Here is a 17,786-nt window from a genome sequence, read left to right on the forward strand (position 1 = left end):
TGTGTTCGTACCCAACTATTTGGGTCCGTTAACAAACTACAGAATACGCTTCCCGAACGCACTTGCGGTCAGCTCGACGGCGAGTTTGGCTGTTTCGTTTTGCTCATCAAGAATCGGGTTCACCTCGACGACGTCCATGGAGCGGAGGACATCGTTCTGGGCATCTCGTTTTGAGACCAGTTCGAGCGCCGTATGAGCTTCTCGGTAGGTGACACCACCGCGTACCGGGGTCCCGACCCCGGGCGCTTCCTTCGGATCGAGCCAATCCAGGTCGAGGCTGACGTGAATCCCATCCGTTCCAGTCGTCGCGACCTCGAGTGCGTCTTCGACGACGGCGGTAATACCGCGTTCGTCGATGTCGGACATCGTGAACGCGGTCATCTCACTCTCGTGAACGAGTTCTCGTTCCCGGTCGTCGATACTTCTGAGGCCGACGTAAACAATCGATTCTTCGCGGACGCGTGGCGCATAGGCCCACTCGTACTCGCTGAACTCCCCACGTCCCAGCACCGCTGCCAGTGGCATTCCGTGAACGTTCCCGCTCGGCGAGGTTTCAGGCGTGTTCAGGTCGGCATGTGCATCGAACCAAATGACGCCAAGGTCGGCGTTCCTGGACGATCCTGCCATCGAACCGATCGCAATCGAGTGATCACCTCCGAGCACCAGTGGGAAGGAGCCGTCCTCGAGGGTCGCAGCAACTGAATCTGCAACCTGTGTACTGACGTCTTCGACCTCTCGAAGGAACTTCGCATTTCCCGCCGCAGGTTGCTTCGCATCTGGATCGCGTTCTTCAGCACGCGGGATCGTCAAGTCCCCCAGATCGGTACAGCTGTTGCCCGCGTCTTCGAGTACTCCGGCCAGCCCGGCGTATCTGATCGCCGACGTGCCCATATCGACACCACGACGGTCAGCACCGTAATCCATCGGAGCACCGATGAGATGAATATCTCGCCTCATACTGCTGTATTACCATCCGATGGTTTAGTACACTCGATTGAGTACACTGTGGAAATTGAACGAGAAATAAGCGGGTCGGAAGATTTAGGGTTTGAGGGGGCTAAATCTGTACAATGATGCTGAGTGACGTTATGGAGGATTATCTCAAGGCAATCTATCAGCTTCAACGCGGTGACGACGAGCGCGTCAAGACCTCCGAAATAGCCGAGGAACTCGACGTCACGTCACCGACAGTCACCAGCATGCTCGAGAAACTCGAAGATCGGAGCCTCATCGACCGCGAAAAATACCGAGGTGTGACGCTCACCGAAGAAGGCGAAACCGTTGCACTGGAAGTGATCCGCCACCATCGACTGCTCGAGGCGTATCTAACCGAACACCTCGATTACGACTGGTCGGAAGTACACGAAGAGGCCGACCGACTCGAACACCACATCAGCGAAAACTTCGAGGCGCGTGTCGCCGCTGCGCTCGATGAACCGGAGGTCGACCCACACGGTGCCCCAATCCCCAGCCCCGACCTCGAGCCACCCAATACGGGGGTCGGCAATCCGATTTCTGAGTGTGGGGAGGGAGACACCGTTATCGTCAAAGAAGTCGCTGACCACGACCCGGAGATCCTCTCGTATCTGGCAGATCATGGCCTCGAACCCGGGGTCGAACTCGAGGTGCTCGAGGTAGCACCGTTCGGGATGGTGACCGCCAGGGCCCGGGGACGTGACACGCAGGTATCACTCCCTGAAGACGTCGCACGACACATTCGAGTGGCGCTACCTGCCGAAGCAGAGTAGTTTTGAAAAGTTGTTCTCGTCCTGAAAATGCTCTCGATCGTCACCCATGCCCAAAGGAAACATCTTTTATTAGACGGCCCAATTTTATATTGTAGATGTGGCTATTTGATCTGTACAGGGCGATAGTACCATGAAAGACGACGATATGTACGGATTGCCGCGATGGGTGCTCGCTGTCGGCCCCGTCGTTATTCTCGGATTCGTCTTCGGCCTCCTGTATCTCACTTCGCCGTTCGGTAACTTCGAGGACATGGCAGACGCCGGGACCGGGGACATCCTACTGATGCTGTCTCTCATCGGCCTGATCGCCGGTATCGTGCCTGTTGCAATCGGTATGCTCTGGTTCCCATTCATCCAGAGTCTACAGCTTCGATACCTACACGGGTTCATCGCCCTCGCTGGCGGTGTGCTCGCGTTCATCGCGCTCGAGATGACCGAAGAGATCATCGAACACGGAGCGATGGTCGACAATGTCACACTGGCGACGGGCGCTGCAGTCGTCGGAATCGGCGGTACCTTCGCCGTCATGTACGGAGCAAGCCAGTGGCGACAGCGAAAGATGGCAGCTGACGAAAAGAGTGGCCTCCAGATCGCCTACCTGGTTGCGCTTGCACTCGGCCTGCACAGCATCGGAGAAGGACTCGGTGTCGGTGTCGCGTTCGTTCAGGGTGATGCCACGCTGGTGACGCTCCTCGTACTCGCGTTCATCATGCACAACGTCATGGAGGGGCCGACCGTCGTTGCCGCTGTTGCGAAAGACCACTCGAGACCTCCGCTCCGACATTTCGCTGCCATGGGCGTCATTGCTGGCGGCCCCGTTATCCTCGGTGGCTGGATTGGAAGCCTCGCAAACTCTGACCTCCTTGCCGTATTGTTCTATGCCATCGCAGTCGGCGCCGTCATCCAGGTCCTGCTCGAGGTCGCGGATCTGATTCGATTCGATTCGAAAGTCCTCACCAAATTGAACGTCTCGGCGTTCGTCGGCGGCCTCGTTCTCATGTTCCTCCTCGAGGACGTGTTGACGGAGCTGCTCCTCGAGGGATGGCTTGTCCCAGTTTAAGACTGGCTTTGGTCACACCAAGGGTTCCACGGGCCTGCTGACCCGTAGTGGTCCGTCGACCGCGGCTCCGAAGTTCCGGATTAGTAACCTATTTGTCACGCACTCAAGAAACGTGAGGCATGTCGACGCCGAACACAGCCGCGGTCAACCCAGAGGCCCTTGCCCGATTGGCTGAATTTTACCATCCCGTCGTCTCCCCTGACGGTTCCACGGTCGCGTTCTATTATGACGAACACGGCCGCAACGATCTCTACCTGCTCGACCGGGAGACAGGAGCGTACGAACGCGTGACCGACGGTTCGGTCCCGCGGAGTGCCCGCTGGCACATCCTGTGGGGCCAGGATGGAGAGGCCGTCTACTTCCACCAGGACGACGCGGGCGACGAACAGAACGACATCGCGGCCTGGTCCCGTGACGATCACACCCGGACCGTCGTCGATATCGACGGACAGGGAATCCTCATGGACACCACCCAGGATGGCCGTCACGTCCTCTATACGAGCGACGAAGGTGAGCAGATGAACTGCTATCGATACGATGTGGAATCTGACGATCGGATCCAACTCACCGACTACGACCGACCCGTCATGTTCGCGGTGTTCGATCCCGAGGACGAACGGATTGCCTTTATGACCAACGAGAGCGACACACTCGAAAACCGTGACGTCTACGTCATGAACGCAGACGGAAGCGACAAACGCCGCCTCGCTATCGGGACCGACGGTTCTGAATCGGCCGTCGCCGGCTGGCATCCCGAGGGCAACCGCCTACTGATCTCCGATAACGCAGACGATCTGCGTCGCGTCGGTCTCTACGACCTCCAGACCAACGACATCGAGTGGCTCGGTCCCCACGAGGCCGAAGAGTCGCCTGCGGCCATCTCCCCGGACGGCCGGTACGTCCTCGCAACCCGAACACGGCGTGGGGCGACGATGCCCGTCGTGTACGACCTCGAGTCCAACGAGGCGCGGGAACTCGACCTCGCCGAAGGCGTTACCTCGTTTCCGAAGGGACGCGGGAGTGCCTTCGTCGACGAGTCGACCGTTGTCTTCGCACACTCGCGACCAGACGAGCGAAAGGAACTCTATGAGTACGACCTCGAGACCGACGAGTACACGGTGTTACTCGAGGCCGCCTACGATGACGTCGACCCCGACGCGTTCGTCGACGCGGAGTACGTCACCTACGAGAGCGAAGACGGCCTCGAGATCGGTGCACTTCTCTACGATCCGCGAGGCGGACCGATTCCTGACGATGCCGACGACGTTCCGGGTGTCGTCCACGTACACGGGGGACCACACTCTCGATCGTCCAAGATGTTCAACCTGTTTGCTCAGTTCCTGGCCACACGCGGCTACGCCGTCTTACAGCCCAATTACCGGGGGTCGACCGGCAGTGGTCGATCGTTTAAGCAGGCGATACTGGGCGACTGGGGCGGATTGGAACAGGCCGACGTCGCCGCCGGCGGTCGGTGGCTGATGGACAACCCCTGGATCGACGAGGAGCGCGTGGCCGTCTACGGCGGAAGTTACGGCGGCTACTCGGTGTACTCCCAGTTGACCCAGTACCCGGAGCTCTGGGCCACCGGTATCGCCTCCGTCGGCATCACGGACCTTCACCGCCTCTACGAGGAGGACATGGCTCACTTCCAGTATATTCTCCGCCAGCAGATGGGCGATCCCGAGGAGAACTACGAACTGTGGCGCGATCGAAGTCCGATCGAACACGTCGAGAATCTCGAACGACCCATCTGTATCGTCCACGGCGTTAACGACCCCCGGTGTCCGATCGAGCAGGCGCGGCTGTTTCGGGATGCACTGCTCGAGCGAGGCTGGACCGAGGGGGAGGCCTTCGAGTACACCGAGTTGGGTGCAGAGGGTCACGGATCGACGGACATCGACCAGAAGATCCGCAAGTTCGAGTTGCTAGGTGACTTTCTCGAGCGACGATTGTAATCGTCTGACTCGAGTGTGTCTTCCCGAGTGACAGTACCGATAGCGTTCGCCTGACCTGATTCCGTATGGCGAGTTTCACACCAGGATAGAAGCGCAACGCCTTACTACAGTCATCAAAAACATTCTATACCGAACACCGACCTGCACTGACCATCGGATTTAAGCAAATCAATTACGAAGGATTCCCTATGTCATCAATCGAACTTACGCCAAGCCAAAAAAAGATTCTCCGCGCACTGACCAACCTGCATACTGAAGACGAAGACGCCATAAAAGGTGAAGATATCGCCGAGCAGGTCGACCGAAATCCCGGAACGATTCGCAATCAGATGCAGAGCCTGAAAGCCCTCCAGCTCGTCGAAGGTGTACCCGGGCCGAAAGGTGGTTACAAACCGACCGCCGCCGCGTTCGAAGCACTCGAGATTCAGCAGATGGACGAACCTGCGGCTGTTCCAATCACCCACGAAGGTACCGAAGTCGAAGGCGTTCTCGTCGAAGAAATCGACCTCTCGAGCGTCCACCATCCCGAACTATGCCGGGCTGAGATTCACGTCCAGGGCTCGACCAGCGACATCCACGAGGGTGACACTGTTATCGTCGGTCCGACGCCGCTCTCGAAACTCGTTATCGAAGGCGAACTCGACGGGAAAGACGACACGAACAACATCCTGATCTTGCGGATCAACGACATGGTCGCTCCGGCCGAAGAGCCGGCACACTGAGTGGTTCGTCACGCCTGCGTATGTAAGCCGAACCGATGGGTTCGGTTTACACGGCAACGCTTGACGGAGTACTGAGCGGGGTAATCAGACGCCTCGTCGCGTTCGTTGTCTCTCGAGTTGTATTAATCGTAGCCAGTGAAACGGTTTACACACCTACCGCGACACCCGCTTGCGATAGTGTGTGCAATGACTTTCACTGGCTACGATAGTAGTCGATTACGCGTTTGCTCGAAGCGTACCGCTAACTCAGGCTGTAAACCGATCCCGTTCGACTGGACCGTATAGTGATTCCAGAACTATCCAGGCGCTCGAGTGGAGACGATATCGAACGAGCGCCCGGGTCGTTATTACTCCTCGTCTGATTCGGGCTCTTCGAGGTCGGAAACGTCTTCGGGGATCACGTCGACGCTTGCCACGGCGTCTCCGCTTTCGACATCCATCAGTGTGACGCCCATGGTGTTTCGGCCGACCGTCGAAATCTCGCTCGCGCGGGTCCGCATGATCTGGCCACGCTCGCTCATCATGACGAGTTCGTCTGCTTCGGTCACCGCTTTGACTGCCGTTACCGGGCCATTGCGCTCGTTCGTCTTGATGTCGATCAAACCCTTGCCGTAGCGAGACTGGGTCCGATACGCCGAGAGCAGTGTTCGTTTTCCGTACCCGTTTTTAGTGACCGTCAACAGCGCACGGTCGTCGTCCTCGTCGGTCGAGGCCAGCCCGGCGACAGCGTCACCCTCCTGGAGTTTGATGCCGTTTACTCCGCGGGCATTTCGCCCCATCGCTCGGACCTCCTCTTCGTCGAATCGAATCGTCATCCCCTGTTCGGTGGCGATAACGAGGTCTTTCGAGCCGTCAGTCACGTCGACGTCGACGAGTTCGTCACCCTCCTCGAGGCTTGCTGCGATGATGCCTGTCGAGAGGATGTTGTCGAACGCTGATCCCGCCGTTCGCTTGACGTACCCGTTCTGCGTTACCATCGTCACGTACTCGTCTTCGCCGAAGGCGTCGGTGTCGACGATTGCAGTGATGTTCTCGCCAGGGTCGAGATCGAGGATGTTGACCGCGGATTTCCCGCGGGCCGTCCGGCCCATCTCCGGGATTTCGTAGGTTTTCAGCTGATAGACCTGGCCGTGGTTGGTAAAGCAGAGCAGATAATCGTGGGTGTTCGCCCGGAAGACGGTCGTCACCCGGTCACCGTCTTTGACGTCTGCACCGATAATCCCTTTCCCACCGCGACCTTGCGCGTCGAAGTTGGCGATAGGCATCCGCTTGACGTAGTCGTCTTCGGTCATGACGACGAACACGTCCTCTTGCGGAATGAGGTCCTCGTGCGTGACCGTTCCCTGGTCCTCGAGAATAGAGGTTCGTCGGTCGTCGTCGTACTCGTCTTTGATCTCGAGCAGTTCGTCTTTGATGACGTCGAACAGGGCGGATTCGCTCGCGAGGATGGCCCCGAGGCGTTCGATCTCGGCAGTCACTTCCTCGTACTCGTCTTTGATCTCCGTCGACTCCATGGAGGTGAGGCTCCCGAGTTGCATCCGAACGATATGTTCGGCCTGTGCCTCCGAGAAGTCGAAGTGCTCTTGCAGACCTGCTCTGGCTGCATCACGGTCTTCGGAATCTTGGATCAGGTCGACGACGTCGTCGATGTTATCGAGCGCCTTGAGTCGCCCCTCGAGGATGTGTGCGCGTTCTTCGGCCTCGTTCAGGTCGTACTCGCTGCGTCGTCGAACGACCTCCTTGCGGTGGGCGATGTACTCCTCGAGGGTTTCTTTGAGCGTCAGCACGCGTGGCTGACCGTCAACCAGTGCGAGGTTGATCACGCCGAAGGTTCGCTCGAGGTGATTCTCGAGCAGTTTGTTTTTCACGACGTCGACGTTTGCACCTCGCTTGCACTCGATGACGACGCGGACGCCCTCACGGTCGGATTCGTCACGAAGGTCGGAGATACCCTCGATAACGCCCTCGTTGACATCCTCGGCGATTCGTTCGACCATCCGTGCCTTGTTCGCCTGATAGGGCAGTTCGGTGATGACGATCCGTTCCCGGTTCGCTTTCCACTCTTCGACCTCGAACTCAGCGCGGACACGAATACGACCGCGACCGGTCGCGTACGCGGAGTAGATGGCGTCACGACCGACGATGTTCGCGCCGGTTGGGAAATCGGGGCCTTTGACGTGTTCCATCAGGTCCTCGACGGTCGCCTCGGGGTTGTCGATGAGTTCGACGGTCGCGTCGATTACCTCGCCCAGGTTGTGTGGCGGGATGTTCGTCGACATCCCGACGGCAATCCCTGAGGAACCATTGACCAGCAAGTTGGGGAACGATGATGGAAGGACCGTCGGCTCTTGCAATCGGTCGTCGTAGTTCGAGGCGAAGTCAACGGTGTCTTTCTCGATGTCCTCGAGCAGTTCTTCGGCAATCGCGGCCATGCGAGCCTCCGTATACCGGGGTGCTGCAGCCGGATCGCCGTCCATCGAACCGAAGTTCCCCTGACCGTCGACCAGCGGATAGCGCATCGAGAAGTCCTGGGCCATCCGTACCAGGGTGTCGTAAATCGCGCTGTCACCGTGTGGATGGTAATCACCCATCGTCTCTCCGACGATGGAGGAGGATTTTCGATGGCTCGAGCGACTCGTCACGCCGAGTTCGTGCATCGCATACAGGATTCGCCTGTGGACGGGTTTCAGGCCGTCACGGACGTCCGGGAGGGCACGACCGGCGATGACGCTCATCGCATAGTCGATGTAGCTCTGTTCCATTTCGTCCTCGATTCGGACGGTCTCTACGCTTTGGGCGTCTACGTCGTGGGGGTCTGGTACCTCAGAACTCATATTAGATATCGATCCATTCTGCTTCCGGTGCGTGGTCTTTGATGAACTGCTTTCGCGGGCCAACAGCGTCCCCCATCAGGACGGAAAACATTTTATCGGCCGCAGCGGCATCCTCGACGGCAATCTGTTTGAGGATACGATTCTCCGGGTTCATCGTCGTGCTCCAGAGCTGTTCGGGGTTCATTTCACCCAGGCCCTTGAACCGCTGGACCTGCGTGGGATTGCCGTTACACTTCTCGGCGACGATCTCGTCACGTTCTGCGTCGGTCATCGCGTCGTAGGTCTCACCGCGGTAGCGAATCCGGTACAGCGGTGGTTGAGTCGCGTACACGTAGCCACCCTCGAGCAACGGGCGCATGTGTCGGTAGAAGAACGTCAACAGGAGCGTCCGGATGTGTGCGCCGTCGACGTCGGCGTCCGTCGCCATGATGATCTTCTTGTATCGGATGTTGTCGATGTCGAACTCGTCACCGATTCCGGCCCCGATGGCGGTAATCATATTCCGAATCTCGTCGTTCTCGAGGATCCGGTCGAGACGGTGTTTCTCGACGTTGAGGATCTTGCCTTTGATCGGCAACACAGCCTGGAATTCGGGGTTCCTGGCCTGCTTTGCACTGCCGCCTGCGGAGTCGCCCTCCGCGATGAACAGTTCGGCTTCGTCAGGGTCTTTCGTCTGACAATCGGCGAGTTTGCCGGGAAGCGAGGTCGAGTCGAGTGCGGACTTTCGTCGGGTGAGTTCTTCTGCCTTCTTGGCGGCTTTGCGTGCCTTGGCGGCCTCGACGGCTTTCATCACGATGGCCTGGGCCGTGTCCGGATTCTCCTCGAAGAACGTCTGTAACCCGTCGTGCATCGCGCTTTCGACGATGCCACGGACTTCGCTGTTGCCGAGTTTGGTCTTCGTCTGGCCTTCGAACTGCGGGTCCGGGTGTTTGATCGAAATCACTGCGGTTAGCCCTTCGCGGATGTCGTCACCACGGAGGTTCTCCTCGAGATCGGAGAGCAAGCCGTTTTCGCTCGCGTAATCGTTGACCACGCGAGTGAGCGCCGTTTTGAATCCTGTCAGGTGCGTTCCACCTTCCCGCGTGTTGATGTTATTGGCGAAGGCGTGGATCGAGCCCTGCAGTTCTTCGGTCGCCTGCATAGCGACCTCGACCTGGATATCCTGGTCAGCATCTTCAAAGTAGATGACGTCGTCGTGGAGCGCGGAGCGTGTCTCGTTGAGATATTCGACGAACTCGCGGATCCCGCCGTCGTAGACGTAGGTCTCCTCGAGGAACACTCCGTCGTCGTCCGTTTCCCGCTCATCACGGAGCGTGATTCGAACGCCGGAGTTGAGAAACGCGAGTTCCCGGAGCCGGTTCGAGAGCGTCGAGAACGCAAACTCGGTCGTCTCGAAGATATCTGTGTCGGGCCAGAACGTGATTTCGGTTCCCGTCTCCTCGTCTGGCTCGAGGTCGCGAACACGAGTCATATCGCCCTGCGGTTCGCCGAATTCGAAGGCGTGTTCGAAGACTCCGCCGTCGCGTCTGACCGTGACCTCGAACCGCGAGGAGAGTGCGTTCACCACAGAGACGCCGACCCCGTGGAGCCCACCTGAAACCTGGTAGGATTTACTGTCGAACTTCCCACCGGCGTGGAGCACGGTGAGAATAACCTCGAGTGCCGGTCGGTCGTACTCCTCGTGGGTGTCGACCGGAATCCCACGGCCGTCGTCTGCGACGGTCACTGCTCCATCCTCGTGGATGGTCACTGTGATGTCATCACAGTGGCCGGCCAACGCTTCGTCAATGGAGTTATCCACGACCTCGTAGACGAGATGGTGAAGTCCCCGCGTATCTGTCGAACCGATGTACATCGCCGGCCGCTTTTGTACCGCTTCCAGGCCTTCTAACACCTGAATTTGTCCGGCGCCGTACTCACTATCCTGAGACATACAAAACCTGCTTTCGGGTAGAGTATGGGGGGTAATAAAAGTCACGTACGCGCGCTCGCGCGAGTGGCCAACACGCAGATGCGACCACAAGTGGCACGAATCGCCCTACCTTCGTGGGAAACCGTCGTTCGAGGAAGCAAAAGCGGAGATACACGGACAGATACGTCGGAAATGCCGTGATACAGCCAAACGATTTATTGTACTCGAGCACTGCGGAATCACTTTCACCGCGGTAGCGCACACCTTTTAGCCCCCGCGGGTTAAAGACGGGACGATGACGTCGCTACAGTCGACACTCGGCGAGGAGGGGATCGCCGAAGAACTCGCTGACAACCAGCGAGCGATCTCCATCGCCGAGTTCTTCGAGAAGAACAAGCATATGCTTGGCTTCGACAGCGGGGCCCGTGGACTCGTCACGGCCGTCAAAGAGGCCGTCGACAACGCCCTCGACGCCGCTGAGGAAGCCAGTATTCTCCCAGATATTTATGTCGAAATTCAAGAAACGGACGACTACTACCGGCTGATCGTCGAAGACAACGGTCCCGGGTTGACGAAAGAATCGCTGCCCAAGGTGTTCGGAAAACTGCTCTATGGCTCTCGATTCCACGCTCGCGAGCAGAGTAGAGGCCAGCAGGGAATCGGTATCTCCGCTGCCGTGTTGTACGCACAGCTCACGAGCGGGAAACCGGCCAAGATCACCAGTCGAACGCAAGGTGCAGCAGAGGCTGAATACTTCGAACTCATCGTCGACACCGACGAAAACGAACCCGAGATTTCGGTCGAGGAAAAGACGACCTGGGATCGACCACACGGCACGCGGATCGAACTCGAGATGGAGGCGAACATGCGCGCCCGGAACCAGCTACACAACTACATGAAACATACGGCGGTCGTGAACCCGCACGCCCGCCTCGAGCTGGTCGAACCGAACGCCCACTTCAAATTCGAGCGGGCAACCGATCAGCTTCCCGAAGAAACCGAAGAGATCCGTCCACACCCCCACGGCGTCGAACTGGGGACGGTCATCAAAATGTTGAACGCGACGGACTCACACTCGGTCTCCGGATTCCTTCAGGAAGAGTTCACGCGCGTCGGCAAGAAGACGGCCGAATCCATCATCGACGAGTTCCGTGACCGTCACTACGGCCGCGCCATGCGATGGAAGCCACCTGGCGCACACGAAGCCGGCGACATCGAGTCTGCTGTCGAAGCAGCGACGGCAAACAAGGGTGCAGAGGCGACGACAGCCTTTGCGACGGAGATTGCAGACGCCGTCTCGAGCCGGGACCGAATTGCCCACCACGAACTCTCGACGGTCGTCGAGAACGTCGGCGACGCCGTTGGCGAGGAGTACGGGACGACGTTCGGGTCGACGGTACGAGAGAACGCGATCGAAGCGGCGTGGGAGACGATCTGCGGCCACGAAGAAGCGACCAACGAGGGTGCAAAAGACGTTGACGGCCAGCAGGCCCTGGACGATATCGGCGAAGGCGAGAAACCCAACGTCTCCCGACTCGTCACGGATCTCTACGGGATCAGCGACGCGGCGACGAGTACCCGCAAGGACGACGAGGTCGTCCACGCCTTTTCGGTTCGACTGGCTGGCACGTTCGAAGACCTCGAGGATACCCGACATCGCCTCACCCACAGAGAGCTACGGAAAGCCATCGACCGCGCGGCCGATCTCACGGAAGAGTACGACGACGTCGCCTTCGGCGACACCGCTCGAGAGAACGTCACGGAAGCGATCTGGAACGTGATGGCCACCGTCCCGGACGACCCGCCGCTCGTGCGTGAACTCGCAGGTGACCGTGATGCCTGTAGCGACCTCGTCGAGGGAATGCGTGCGACGAACATCATGGCACCGCCGACGCGGTGTCTGTCGCCGATTACTGACGAACTGGTCGAAGCCGGCCTCAGAAAGGAGTTCGACGCCGACTTCTATGCGGCGGCAACCCGTGATGCGGGCGTTTCGGGAGGTGACCCCTTCATCGTGGAGGCGGGTATCGCCTACGGTGGCGACCTGGCAGCCGAGGGCAGCGTCGACGTTCTCCGATTCGCCAACCGGGTGCCCCTCGTCTACCAGCGAGGTGCCTGTGCGACGACTGACGTCGTCAAAGATATCGGCTGGCGAAACTACGGCCTCGACCAGCCTGGCGGCTCCGGCCTCCCAAACGGCCCGGCCGTCATCATGGTGCACGTCGCCTCGACGAACGTTCCCTTTACCAGCGAGTCCAAAGACGCCGTGGCGAACGTTCCCGAGATCGAAGACGAGATCGAACTCGCGATACGGGAAGCCGCCCGCGAACTGAAACGCTATCTGAACAAGCGACGCTCGATGCAAAAACGCCGGCAGAAACAGAACGTCCTCGGCAAAATCCTGCCTGAGATGGCCGAAAAGGTCGCCGAGGTGACCGACCGAGACCAGCCCAATATCGACGATGCGGTTGCCCGGATCATGAACAACGTGCTGGTCGAACGCCACCGCGAAGACGACGACTCGAGCGTCAAACTGGTCGTCGAAAACCACTCGAGCACGGCCGAATCACTCGAGATCACGGACATCGTTAGCGCCGAGCCGGCCAACCTTTCGGATGGTGCGTCGGCCATCGAGATGGACGGTGAGTGGTTCGTCTCCTGGGACGTTGACGTTCCTGGCGGTGAGGAAGCGACACTCGAGTACGAAGTTCCCGGCGACGCCACGTTCGACCTCGACGTCAAAGGCATCGACGAGGAGAAACTGACGATCACAGCATGAGTACGGATTCAGACGCGACGGCCCGAGCACAGCTCATCGACCTGGCTGCCCAGTTTTACGATCAGTTCGAACTGGGCGAGATTCCACACATGGAGGTACCAACCCGGTCGAAAAGTAACATCGAACTCGACGAGGAAGCCAACGTCTGGGTGTACGGCGACCGGACGTCGACCCGTAGTGCGAACTCCGTTCGCGGCGCACGGAAACTGCTGAAAGCGGTCTACACCATCGAGTTCCTCGCCGACCAGCTCGAGCAGGATCGTTCGTCGACTCTGCGTGAGTTGTATTACCTCTCCGAAAGCTGGGACAACAAGGAAGCCCAGTTCAACGATCAGGACGAATCTAACCAGTTGATCGAAGACCTCGAGATCGTGAGCGAGGTTACCCGTGAGGACTTCCACATGCGCCCGGAAGAGTCCGGAGCGACGATTATGGGGCCGCTGTTCTTGCGCGAACAGACCCGTCGTGGCGACCGCGAAATCCACTGCCAGGAAGACGTCGGCGAAGGTGGCTACCAGATTCCCAACAACCCCGACACTATCGAATTTCTCGACTCGGATGCCGAATTCATCCTCTGTGTCGAGACCGGTGGGATGCGTGACCGACTCGTCGAGAACGGCTTCGACGATGATTACGGCGCGCTGGTCGTCCACCTCAAGGGACAACCCGCTCGAGCGACCCGTCGAATCACGAAACGGCTCCACGACGAACTCGGATTGCCGGTGACGGTGTTCACTGACGCTGACCCGTGGTCGTACCGGATTTTCGGCTCGGTTGCCTACGGATCGATCAAATCCGCACACCTTTCGGAGTATCTCGCGACGCCCCAGGCACAGTTCATCGGCATCCAGCCCTCGGATATCGTCGAGTACGACCTGCCGACGGACCCGCTGACCGACTCCGACATCAACGCCCTCGAAAACGAGTTGACCGACCCACGGTTCCAGACCGATTACTGGGAAGAACAGATCGAACTCCAGCTCGATATCGGGAAGAAGGCAGAACAGCAGGCACTCGCGGCTCGCGGTCTCGACTTCGTGACCGACACCTACCTGCCCGAGCGTCTCGAGCAGATGGGGATTTTCTAGGGCACTTTTCTTCCGCTCGAGTGGTACAGTGCCGGTGGCTGCGGATGAATTTCCCGTGTCACTGTGTCGGTGTCTCGAGTACCACAGGGACGCCTCGATGGGCGACGTCGACGACGAACGCGTCTTCGTCCGTCTCGAGGGCGGCGAACGTGTTGTAATGAATCGGGAGCACCAGTCCTGGCCGAATCGTGTCGGCGAGGTCGGCGGCATCGTGGCGGTCCATCGTGAAAGCGCCACCGATCGGCGGGAGCAGACAGTCGATAGCCAGTTCCTCGTGGGCGGGGAGGACGTCGCTATCTCCTGGCCAGAACGCACAGACGCCGTCGATGGTCACGCCGAAGCCACAGCCCTCGCCTTTCGGGTGGTACGGGACGCCGTCGTCGTCAGTGTAGGGACCGTCCGGTTCGTTGTACGCCGGCGTGGTGAACAGGTCGAGTGGCCCGAGGACGAACGACTGGTCTTCCCGGACGCGTTCGACCTCGTATGGGAGTTCCTCGGGTTGTTCGTCGACGCGGTCGATTTCGTCGGCATCGACGGCCTCGTGCACGACGACGATTGCGTCTTCGTGAGCGACCCGCCTGATACCGTCGGGGTCGTAGTGGTCGCCATGAGTGACGAGCACGAGGTCGCCGTCTCGTTCGTCGTAGTCGTCGAGGACGCCGTACCGTCCCGGGTCCATGTAGACGACAGCGCCGGTTTCTCCCTCGAGGCGAACGGTCGCGTAGCCAAGCCAGTCGATCAACACCGAATCGAAGCGGACGGTCATGATTGGGCGTTCGGGAAGTGAGTCGAAAAGCGTTGGGCTCTCGAGTGGGCGAGTGAGGCCGGTGTGTCATCTCGAGTGGGCGAGCGAGGGTGGTGGGTGAGTGAGAACAGTGTGGTCTCAGGTTCAGGGAAGGACCTGATTCTCGAGGTCCCGGTAGGAGCCGGTCTCTCGAATCGTGGTCACGTTCCTGGCGACGATATCGGCCAGTCGGTCGTAATAGCGCGGCGTGTACCCCGAGTTGTGTGGCGTGATACGAACGTTTTCGAACGTCCAGAGAGGATGCGATTCGGGCAACGGCTCCGGATCGGTTACGTCGAGGGCAGCCCCACGGATGCCGTTGCGACGAATCGCTCCCACGAGGGCGTCCGTGTCGACGACGGGGCCTCGAGCGACGTTGACCAGGACGGTCGACGGTGGGAGGGTGTCGAACGCATCCCGGTCGATGAGTCCGCGCGTTTGTTCGGTGAGCGGACAGGCGAGGACGAGATACTCGGTCCGCGAAAGTGCCTCGTAGACGTCCGCGTCGTCGTACCCGAACACTTCGTCAACGGGACCGCCTTTTTCGGGAGAGTGGCGGATGCCCAGGCGTTCGACGCCGAACGGCTCGAGGCGTTCACAGACGGCCTGACCGATGGCCCCGAGTCCGACCACTGTGACCGTCGACCCCTGTAACTCGTGGGTCTGGTAGTGACGCCACTCCCGCCGTCGCTGTCGGCGTTCCCCGACGTGAAACCGACGGGTAAACGCGAGCATCGAGCCGATGACGTGCTCGGCGATGTTTGGACCGTGGACGCCCGATGCGTTGGTGACTGCTACCGACCGGTCGGCCAGCGTCTCGAGGGGCAGGTGGCCCGTCCCGGCGTACGCACAGGCAAAGAGTCGGAGGTTCGCGGCGTGCTCGAGGAGCGATTCGTCGAACGTCATGCCAGTCACGATTGGCGTCTCGCGAATGAGTTCTCGCTCTGCTGTCGGCGTGTCTGCCACGTTCACTGTCGTTTCCGGTAAGTGGCTACGAAGTTTCTCCGCGTACGCTCCAACCGGCATCCCGTGGGTGCCGCGACGCAACACGAGTACGTCCGGGTTCGAACTCGATTCTCCCGACGCGCCCGCACGGTTTCCTGTCATATCAGGGTACTCACGACGACCTGACTTGAATCTGCGGTTTGTCGTCATTTCGAAACTGCGATAGTAAGTCGTGGAACTATCGAGGGGCTTGACCGATCCCCGCTCTACCCGAGTGTTTCAGGACTTCTTATATCGCTATTCAGGCCGTCCGAGTGGCGCGATCACTCGCCTTCGAAGGTTGGTGGCTCCTTCTCGAGAAAGGCCGCTAATCCTGCCGCATAATCGCCCGTATCGGCCAGTGACGTGATTCGTTCCTGTTCGAGGTCCAGGTGTTCGTTCAGGCTGTTGGTCGAAGAAGCACGGAAGAGTCGTTTGATTTCGCCGTAGGCTTTCGTCGGCCCGCTCGCCAGAGAGGTCGCGATCCCCTCGAGCCGATTATCGAAGGCTTCGTCGTCCACGACTTCGGTAGCGATTCCGATATCGACCGCCTCGTCGGCACCGATCGGCTCGTCGAGGAACGCGATTCGCTGTGCCGTCCGACGACCAACCAGCCTGGGCAACAGCCAGGTCGCCCCGCCGTCGCCCGAGAGACCGATTTTTGGATACGCGTACTCGAATCGCGCATCGCTCGAGGCGAGAACGATATCGCTGGCCAGTGCCAGCCCCATCCCTCCCCCTGCGACGACGCCGTTGACGCCGGCCACCACCGGAACGGGCGCATCGACGATCGTGGACACGGTATCGTGGAGGGGTTCGGCAATCGCCTCGAGACGGTCCGCGTCGGTCTCGTCGCCCTCGAACGTGGACAGGTCAGCGCCCGTGTTGAACACGCTACCGGTCCCGGTCAGAACGAGACAGCGCACAGATTCGTCGGCTGCGAGGTCGCTGACTCGCTCTGCGAGGGCGTTTGCCATCCGTTCGTCCATCGCGTTGTGTCGGTCAGTCCGCTCCATGACGACCCGTGCCACATCATCGTCCCATTCCGTCCGAATGTGCTTTGGTGCGCTCATAGCTGTCTCGAGGCTCGAGTCGAAGAAAAAACCGGTCGGTTTGTGTTCCGTCATTGGATTTGCCGTAACTGTGTGCTAGGCCGCGACCATCCCGGTTCGTCGCTGGCTGGTGAGCGAGTACAACGAACCCTATTACAGTGTGAACGACCCCAGCAGTTTCCGTTCGGCTTGCCGTCGATGCTCGTCCGCGGTCCGCCGGTCGATACCGACTCGGTCTGCGACGGTTTCCATCGAAACCCCGCGGGGGACCTCGTAGTAACCGCCCTCGACGGCACACCGAACCACCTCTCGCTGACGTGGTGACAGCGACGGAGTCGATTGACCCACCCCCGACAGCGACCGGTCGATGTCGGTGACGGCGAGTTCACGTTTCGACTCCACAGTCACGGAAAACGATTCGAGCAACGCGCGGTAGTACTCGGTAAGCTTCGATGGGTCGAGGGCGATGACGCGAATCAATCGTGCTCCGTCCCGATACCGAATCGGGGGTAACAACAGGCAATCGTAGCCCTCGAGGTCGGTGTCAGCGACGGACATGCCGTGCGTTTTGACACAGGTTTCTGTCGCCACGACGAGTTTCGTCCCCTCGACGATCGAATCCGACACGCCGACGAACCTATCGACTCGCTCGAGAACGTCTTCGACGGTTCCCCGCGGACACTCGATGACGAGCAGGTCGCTGTGGTCGTTACACCACAGCGACACCGAGGCACTATACTCGGCCGTAATCTCGTCGAACGGACTGTCGCCGACGAGGCGAAACGTGGCTTCGTGCATACCGTACACACAGCGCCATTATATAAAACACCAGGCGTACGGCTACTCGAAACCCATGTCGATTCGTGAT

General features: G+C 59.5%; 13 protein-coding genes. 6 read left to right on the plus strand and 7 right to left on the minus strand.

Annotated elements, in window-relative coordinates:
- Positions 1–36: 36 nt before the first annotated feature.
- Positions 37–957: an arginase gene (gene rocF / locus NLK60_RS01885; RefSeq protein WP_254809210.1), complete on the minus strand. Its 921-nt coding sequence runs from the start codon at positions 955–957 to the stop codon at positions 37–39.
- 113 nt (positions 958–1,070) lie between these two features.
- Here rocF and NLK60_RS01890 point away from each other — a divergent pair, with 113 nt between their 5' ends.
- From NLK60_RS01890 to NLK60_RS01905, 4 genes are all read left to right on the plus strand, one after another.
- Entirely contained in the window at positions 1,071–1,748 is a 678-nt protein-coding gene (locus tag NLK60_RS01890) for a metal-dependent transcriptional regulator (protein WP_254809211.1), read from the plus strand.
- A 130-nt stretch (positions 1,749–1,878) separates the two neighbouring features.
- Entirely contained in the window at positions 1,879–2,808 is a 930-nt protein-coding gene (locus tag NLK60_RS01895) for a ZIP family metal transporter (protein ID WP_254809212.1), read from the plus strand.
- A 119-nt stretch (positions 2,809–2,927) separates the two neighbouring features.
- A complete protein-coding gene (locus tag NLK60_RS01900; protein ID WP_254809213.1) occupies positions 2,928–4,763 on the plus strand; it encodes a S9 family peptidase in 1,836 nt (611 codons plus the stop codon).
- 188 nt (positions 4,764–4,951) lie between these two features.
- Entirely contained in the window at positions 4,952–5,485 is a 534-nt protein-coding gene (locus NLK60_RS01905; RefSeq protein WP_254809214.1) for an Rrf2 family transcriptional regulator, read from the plus strand.
- A gap of 347 nt (positions 5,486–5,832) precedes the next feature.
- On the opposite strand, the gene gyrA is transcribed toward NLK60_RS01905, so the two are convergent.
- Both gyrA and gyrB read right to left on the minus strand, forming a co-directional pair.
- On the minus strand, positions 5,833–8,319 hold the full coding sequence (gene gyrA / locus NLK60_RS01910) for a DNA gyrase subunit A (protein WP_254809215.1): 2,487 nt from the start codon (positions 8,317–8,319) through the stop codon (positions 5,833–5,835).
- A 1-nt stretch (position 8,320) separates the two neighbouring features.
- Positions 8,321–10,252: a DNA topoisomerase (ATP-hydrolyzing) subunit B gene (gyrB, locus tag NLK60_RS01915; RefSeq protein ID WP_254809216.1), complete on the minus strand. Its 1,932-nt coding sequence runs from the start codon at positions 10,250–10,252 to the stop codon at positions 8,321–8,323.
- 274 nt (positions 10,253–10,526) lie between these two features.
- Here gyrB and NLK60_RS01920 point away from each other — a divergent pair, with 274 nt between their 5' ends.
- On the plus strand, positions 10,527–13,010 hold the full coding sequence (locus NLK60_RS01920) for a DNA topoisomerase VI subunit B (RefSeq protein ID WP_254809217.1): 2,484 nt from the start codon (positions 10,527–10,529) through the stop codon (positions 13,008–13,010).
- Complete coding sequence (locus NLK60_RS01925; RefSeq protein WP_254809218.1) at positions 13,007–14,098, plus strand: DNA topoisomerase IV subunit A; 1,092 nt, start codon at positions 13,007–13,009, stop codon at positions 14,096–14,098. Before NLK60_RS01920 ends, NLK60_RS01925 begins: the two co-directional genes overlap by 4 nt.
- A gap of 58 nt (positions 14,099–14,156) precedes the next feature.
- On the opposite strand, the gene NLK60_RS01930 is transcribed toward NLK60_RS01925, so the two are convergent.
- The 4 genes from NLK60_RS01930 to NLK60_RS01945 form a co-directional block, all read right to left on the minus strand.
- Entirely contained in the window at positions 14,157–14,864 is a 708-nt protein-coding gene (locus NLK60_RS01930; protein ID WP_254809219.1) for an MBL fold metallo-hydrolase, read from the minus strand.
- Positions 14,865–14,987: 123 nt separating this feature from the next.
- A complete protein-coding gene (locus tag NLK60_RS01935; protein ID WP_254809220.1) occupies positions 14,988–15,989 on the minus strand; it encodes a D-2-hydroxyacid dehydrogenase in 1,002 nt (333 codons plus the stop codon).
- 161 nt (positions 15,990–16,150) lie between these two features.
- Positions 16,151–16,939: an enoyl-CoA hydratase/isomerase family protein gene (locus NLK60_RS01940; RefSeq protein WP_254809221.1), complete on the minus strand. Its 789-nt coding sequence runs from the start codon at positions 16,937–16,939 to the stop codon at positions 16,151–16,153.
- A 132-nt stretch (positions 16,940–17,071) separates the two neighbouring features.
- On the minus strand, positions 17,072–17,716 hold the full coding sequence (locus NLK60_RS01945) for a helix-turn-helix domain-containing protein (protein WP_254809222.1): 645 nt from the start codon (positions 17,714–17,716) through the stop codon (positions 17,072–17,074).
- Between the last annotated feature and the right edge of the window lie 70 nt (positions 17,717–17,786).

Source organism: Natronosalvus amylolyticus (assembly GCF_024298845.1).
GTDB classification, from domain to species: Archaea; Halobacteriota; Halobacteria; order Halobacteriales; family Natrialbaceae; genus Natronosalvus; species Natronosalvus amylolyticus.

Bases quoted from the DNA above. Each gene is read 5' to 3' on its own strand.
- NLK60_RS01930 (WP_254809219.1), bottom strand. From the start codon at position 14,864: ATGACCGTCCGCTTCGATTCGGTGTTGATCGACTGGCTTGGCTACGCG.
- NLK60_RS01895 (WP_254809212.1), top strand. From the start codon at position 1,879: ATGAAAGACGACGATATGTACGGATTGCCGCGATGGGTGCTCGCTGTC.
- gyrB (WP_254809216.1), bottom strand. From the start codon at position 10,252: ATGTCTCAGGATAGTGAGTACGGCGCCGGACAAATTCAGGTGTTAGAA.
- NLK60_RS01945 (WP_254809222.1), bottom strand. From the start codon at position 17,716: ATGCACGAAGCCACGTTTCGCCTCGTCGGCGACAGTCCGTTCGACGAG.
- NLK60_RS01920 (WP_254809217.1), top strand. From the start codon at position 10,527: ATGACGTCGCTACAGTCGACACTCGGCGAGGAGGGGATCGCCGAAGAA.
- NLK60_RS01900 (WP_254809213.1), top strand. From the start codon at position 2,928: ATGTCGACGCCGAACACAGCCGCGGTCAACCCAGAGGCCCTTGCCCGA.
- gyrA (WP_254809215.1), bottom strand. From the start codon at position 8,319: ATGAGTTCTGAGGTACCAGACCCCCACGACGTAGACGCCCAAAGCGTA.
- NLK60_RS01905 (WP_254809214.1), top strand. From the start codon at position 4,952: ATGTCATCAATCGAACTTACGCCAAGCCAAAAAAAGATTCTCCGCGCA.
- rocF (WP_254809210.1), bottom strand. From the start codon at position 957: ATGAGGCGAGATATTCATCTCATCGGTGCTCCGATGGATTACGGTGCT.
- NLK60_RS01940 (WP_254809221.1), bottom strand. From the start codon at position 16,939: ATGAGCGCACCAAAGCACATTCGGACGGAATGGGACGATGATGTGGCA.
- NLK60_RS01925 (WP_254809218.1), top strand. From the start codon at position 13,007: ATGAGTACGGATTCAGACGCGACGGCCCGAGCACAGCTCATCGACCTG.
- NLK60_RS01890 (WP_254809211.1), top strand. From the start codon at position 1,071: ATGATGCTGAGTGACGTTATGGAGGATTATCTCAAGGCAATCTATCAG.
- NLK60_RS01935 (WP_254809220.1), bottom strand. From the start codon at position 15,989: ATGACAGGAAACCGTGCGGGCGCGTCGGGAGAATCGAGTTCGAACCCG.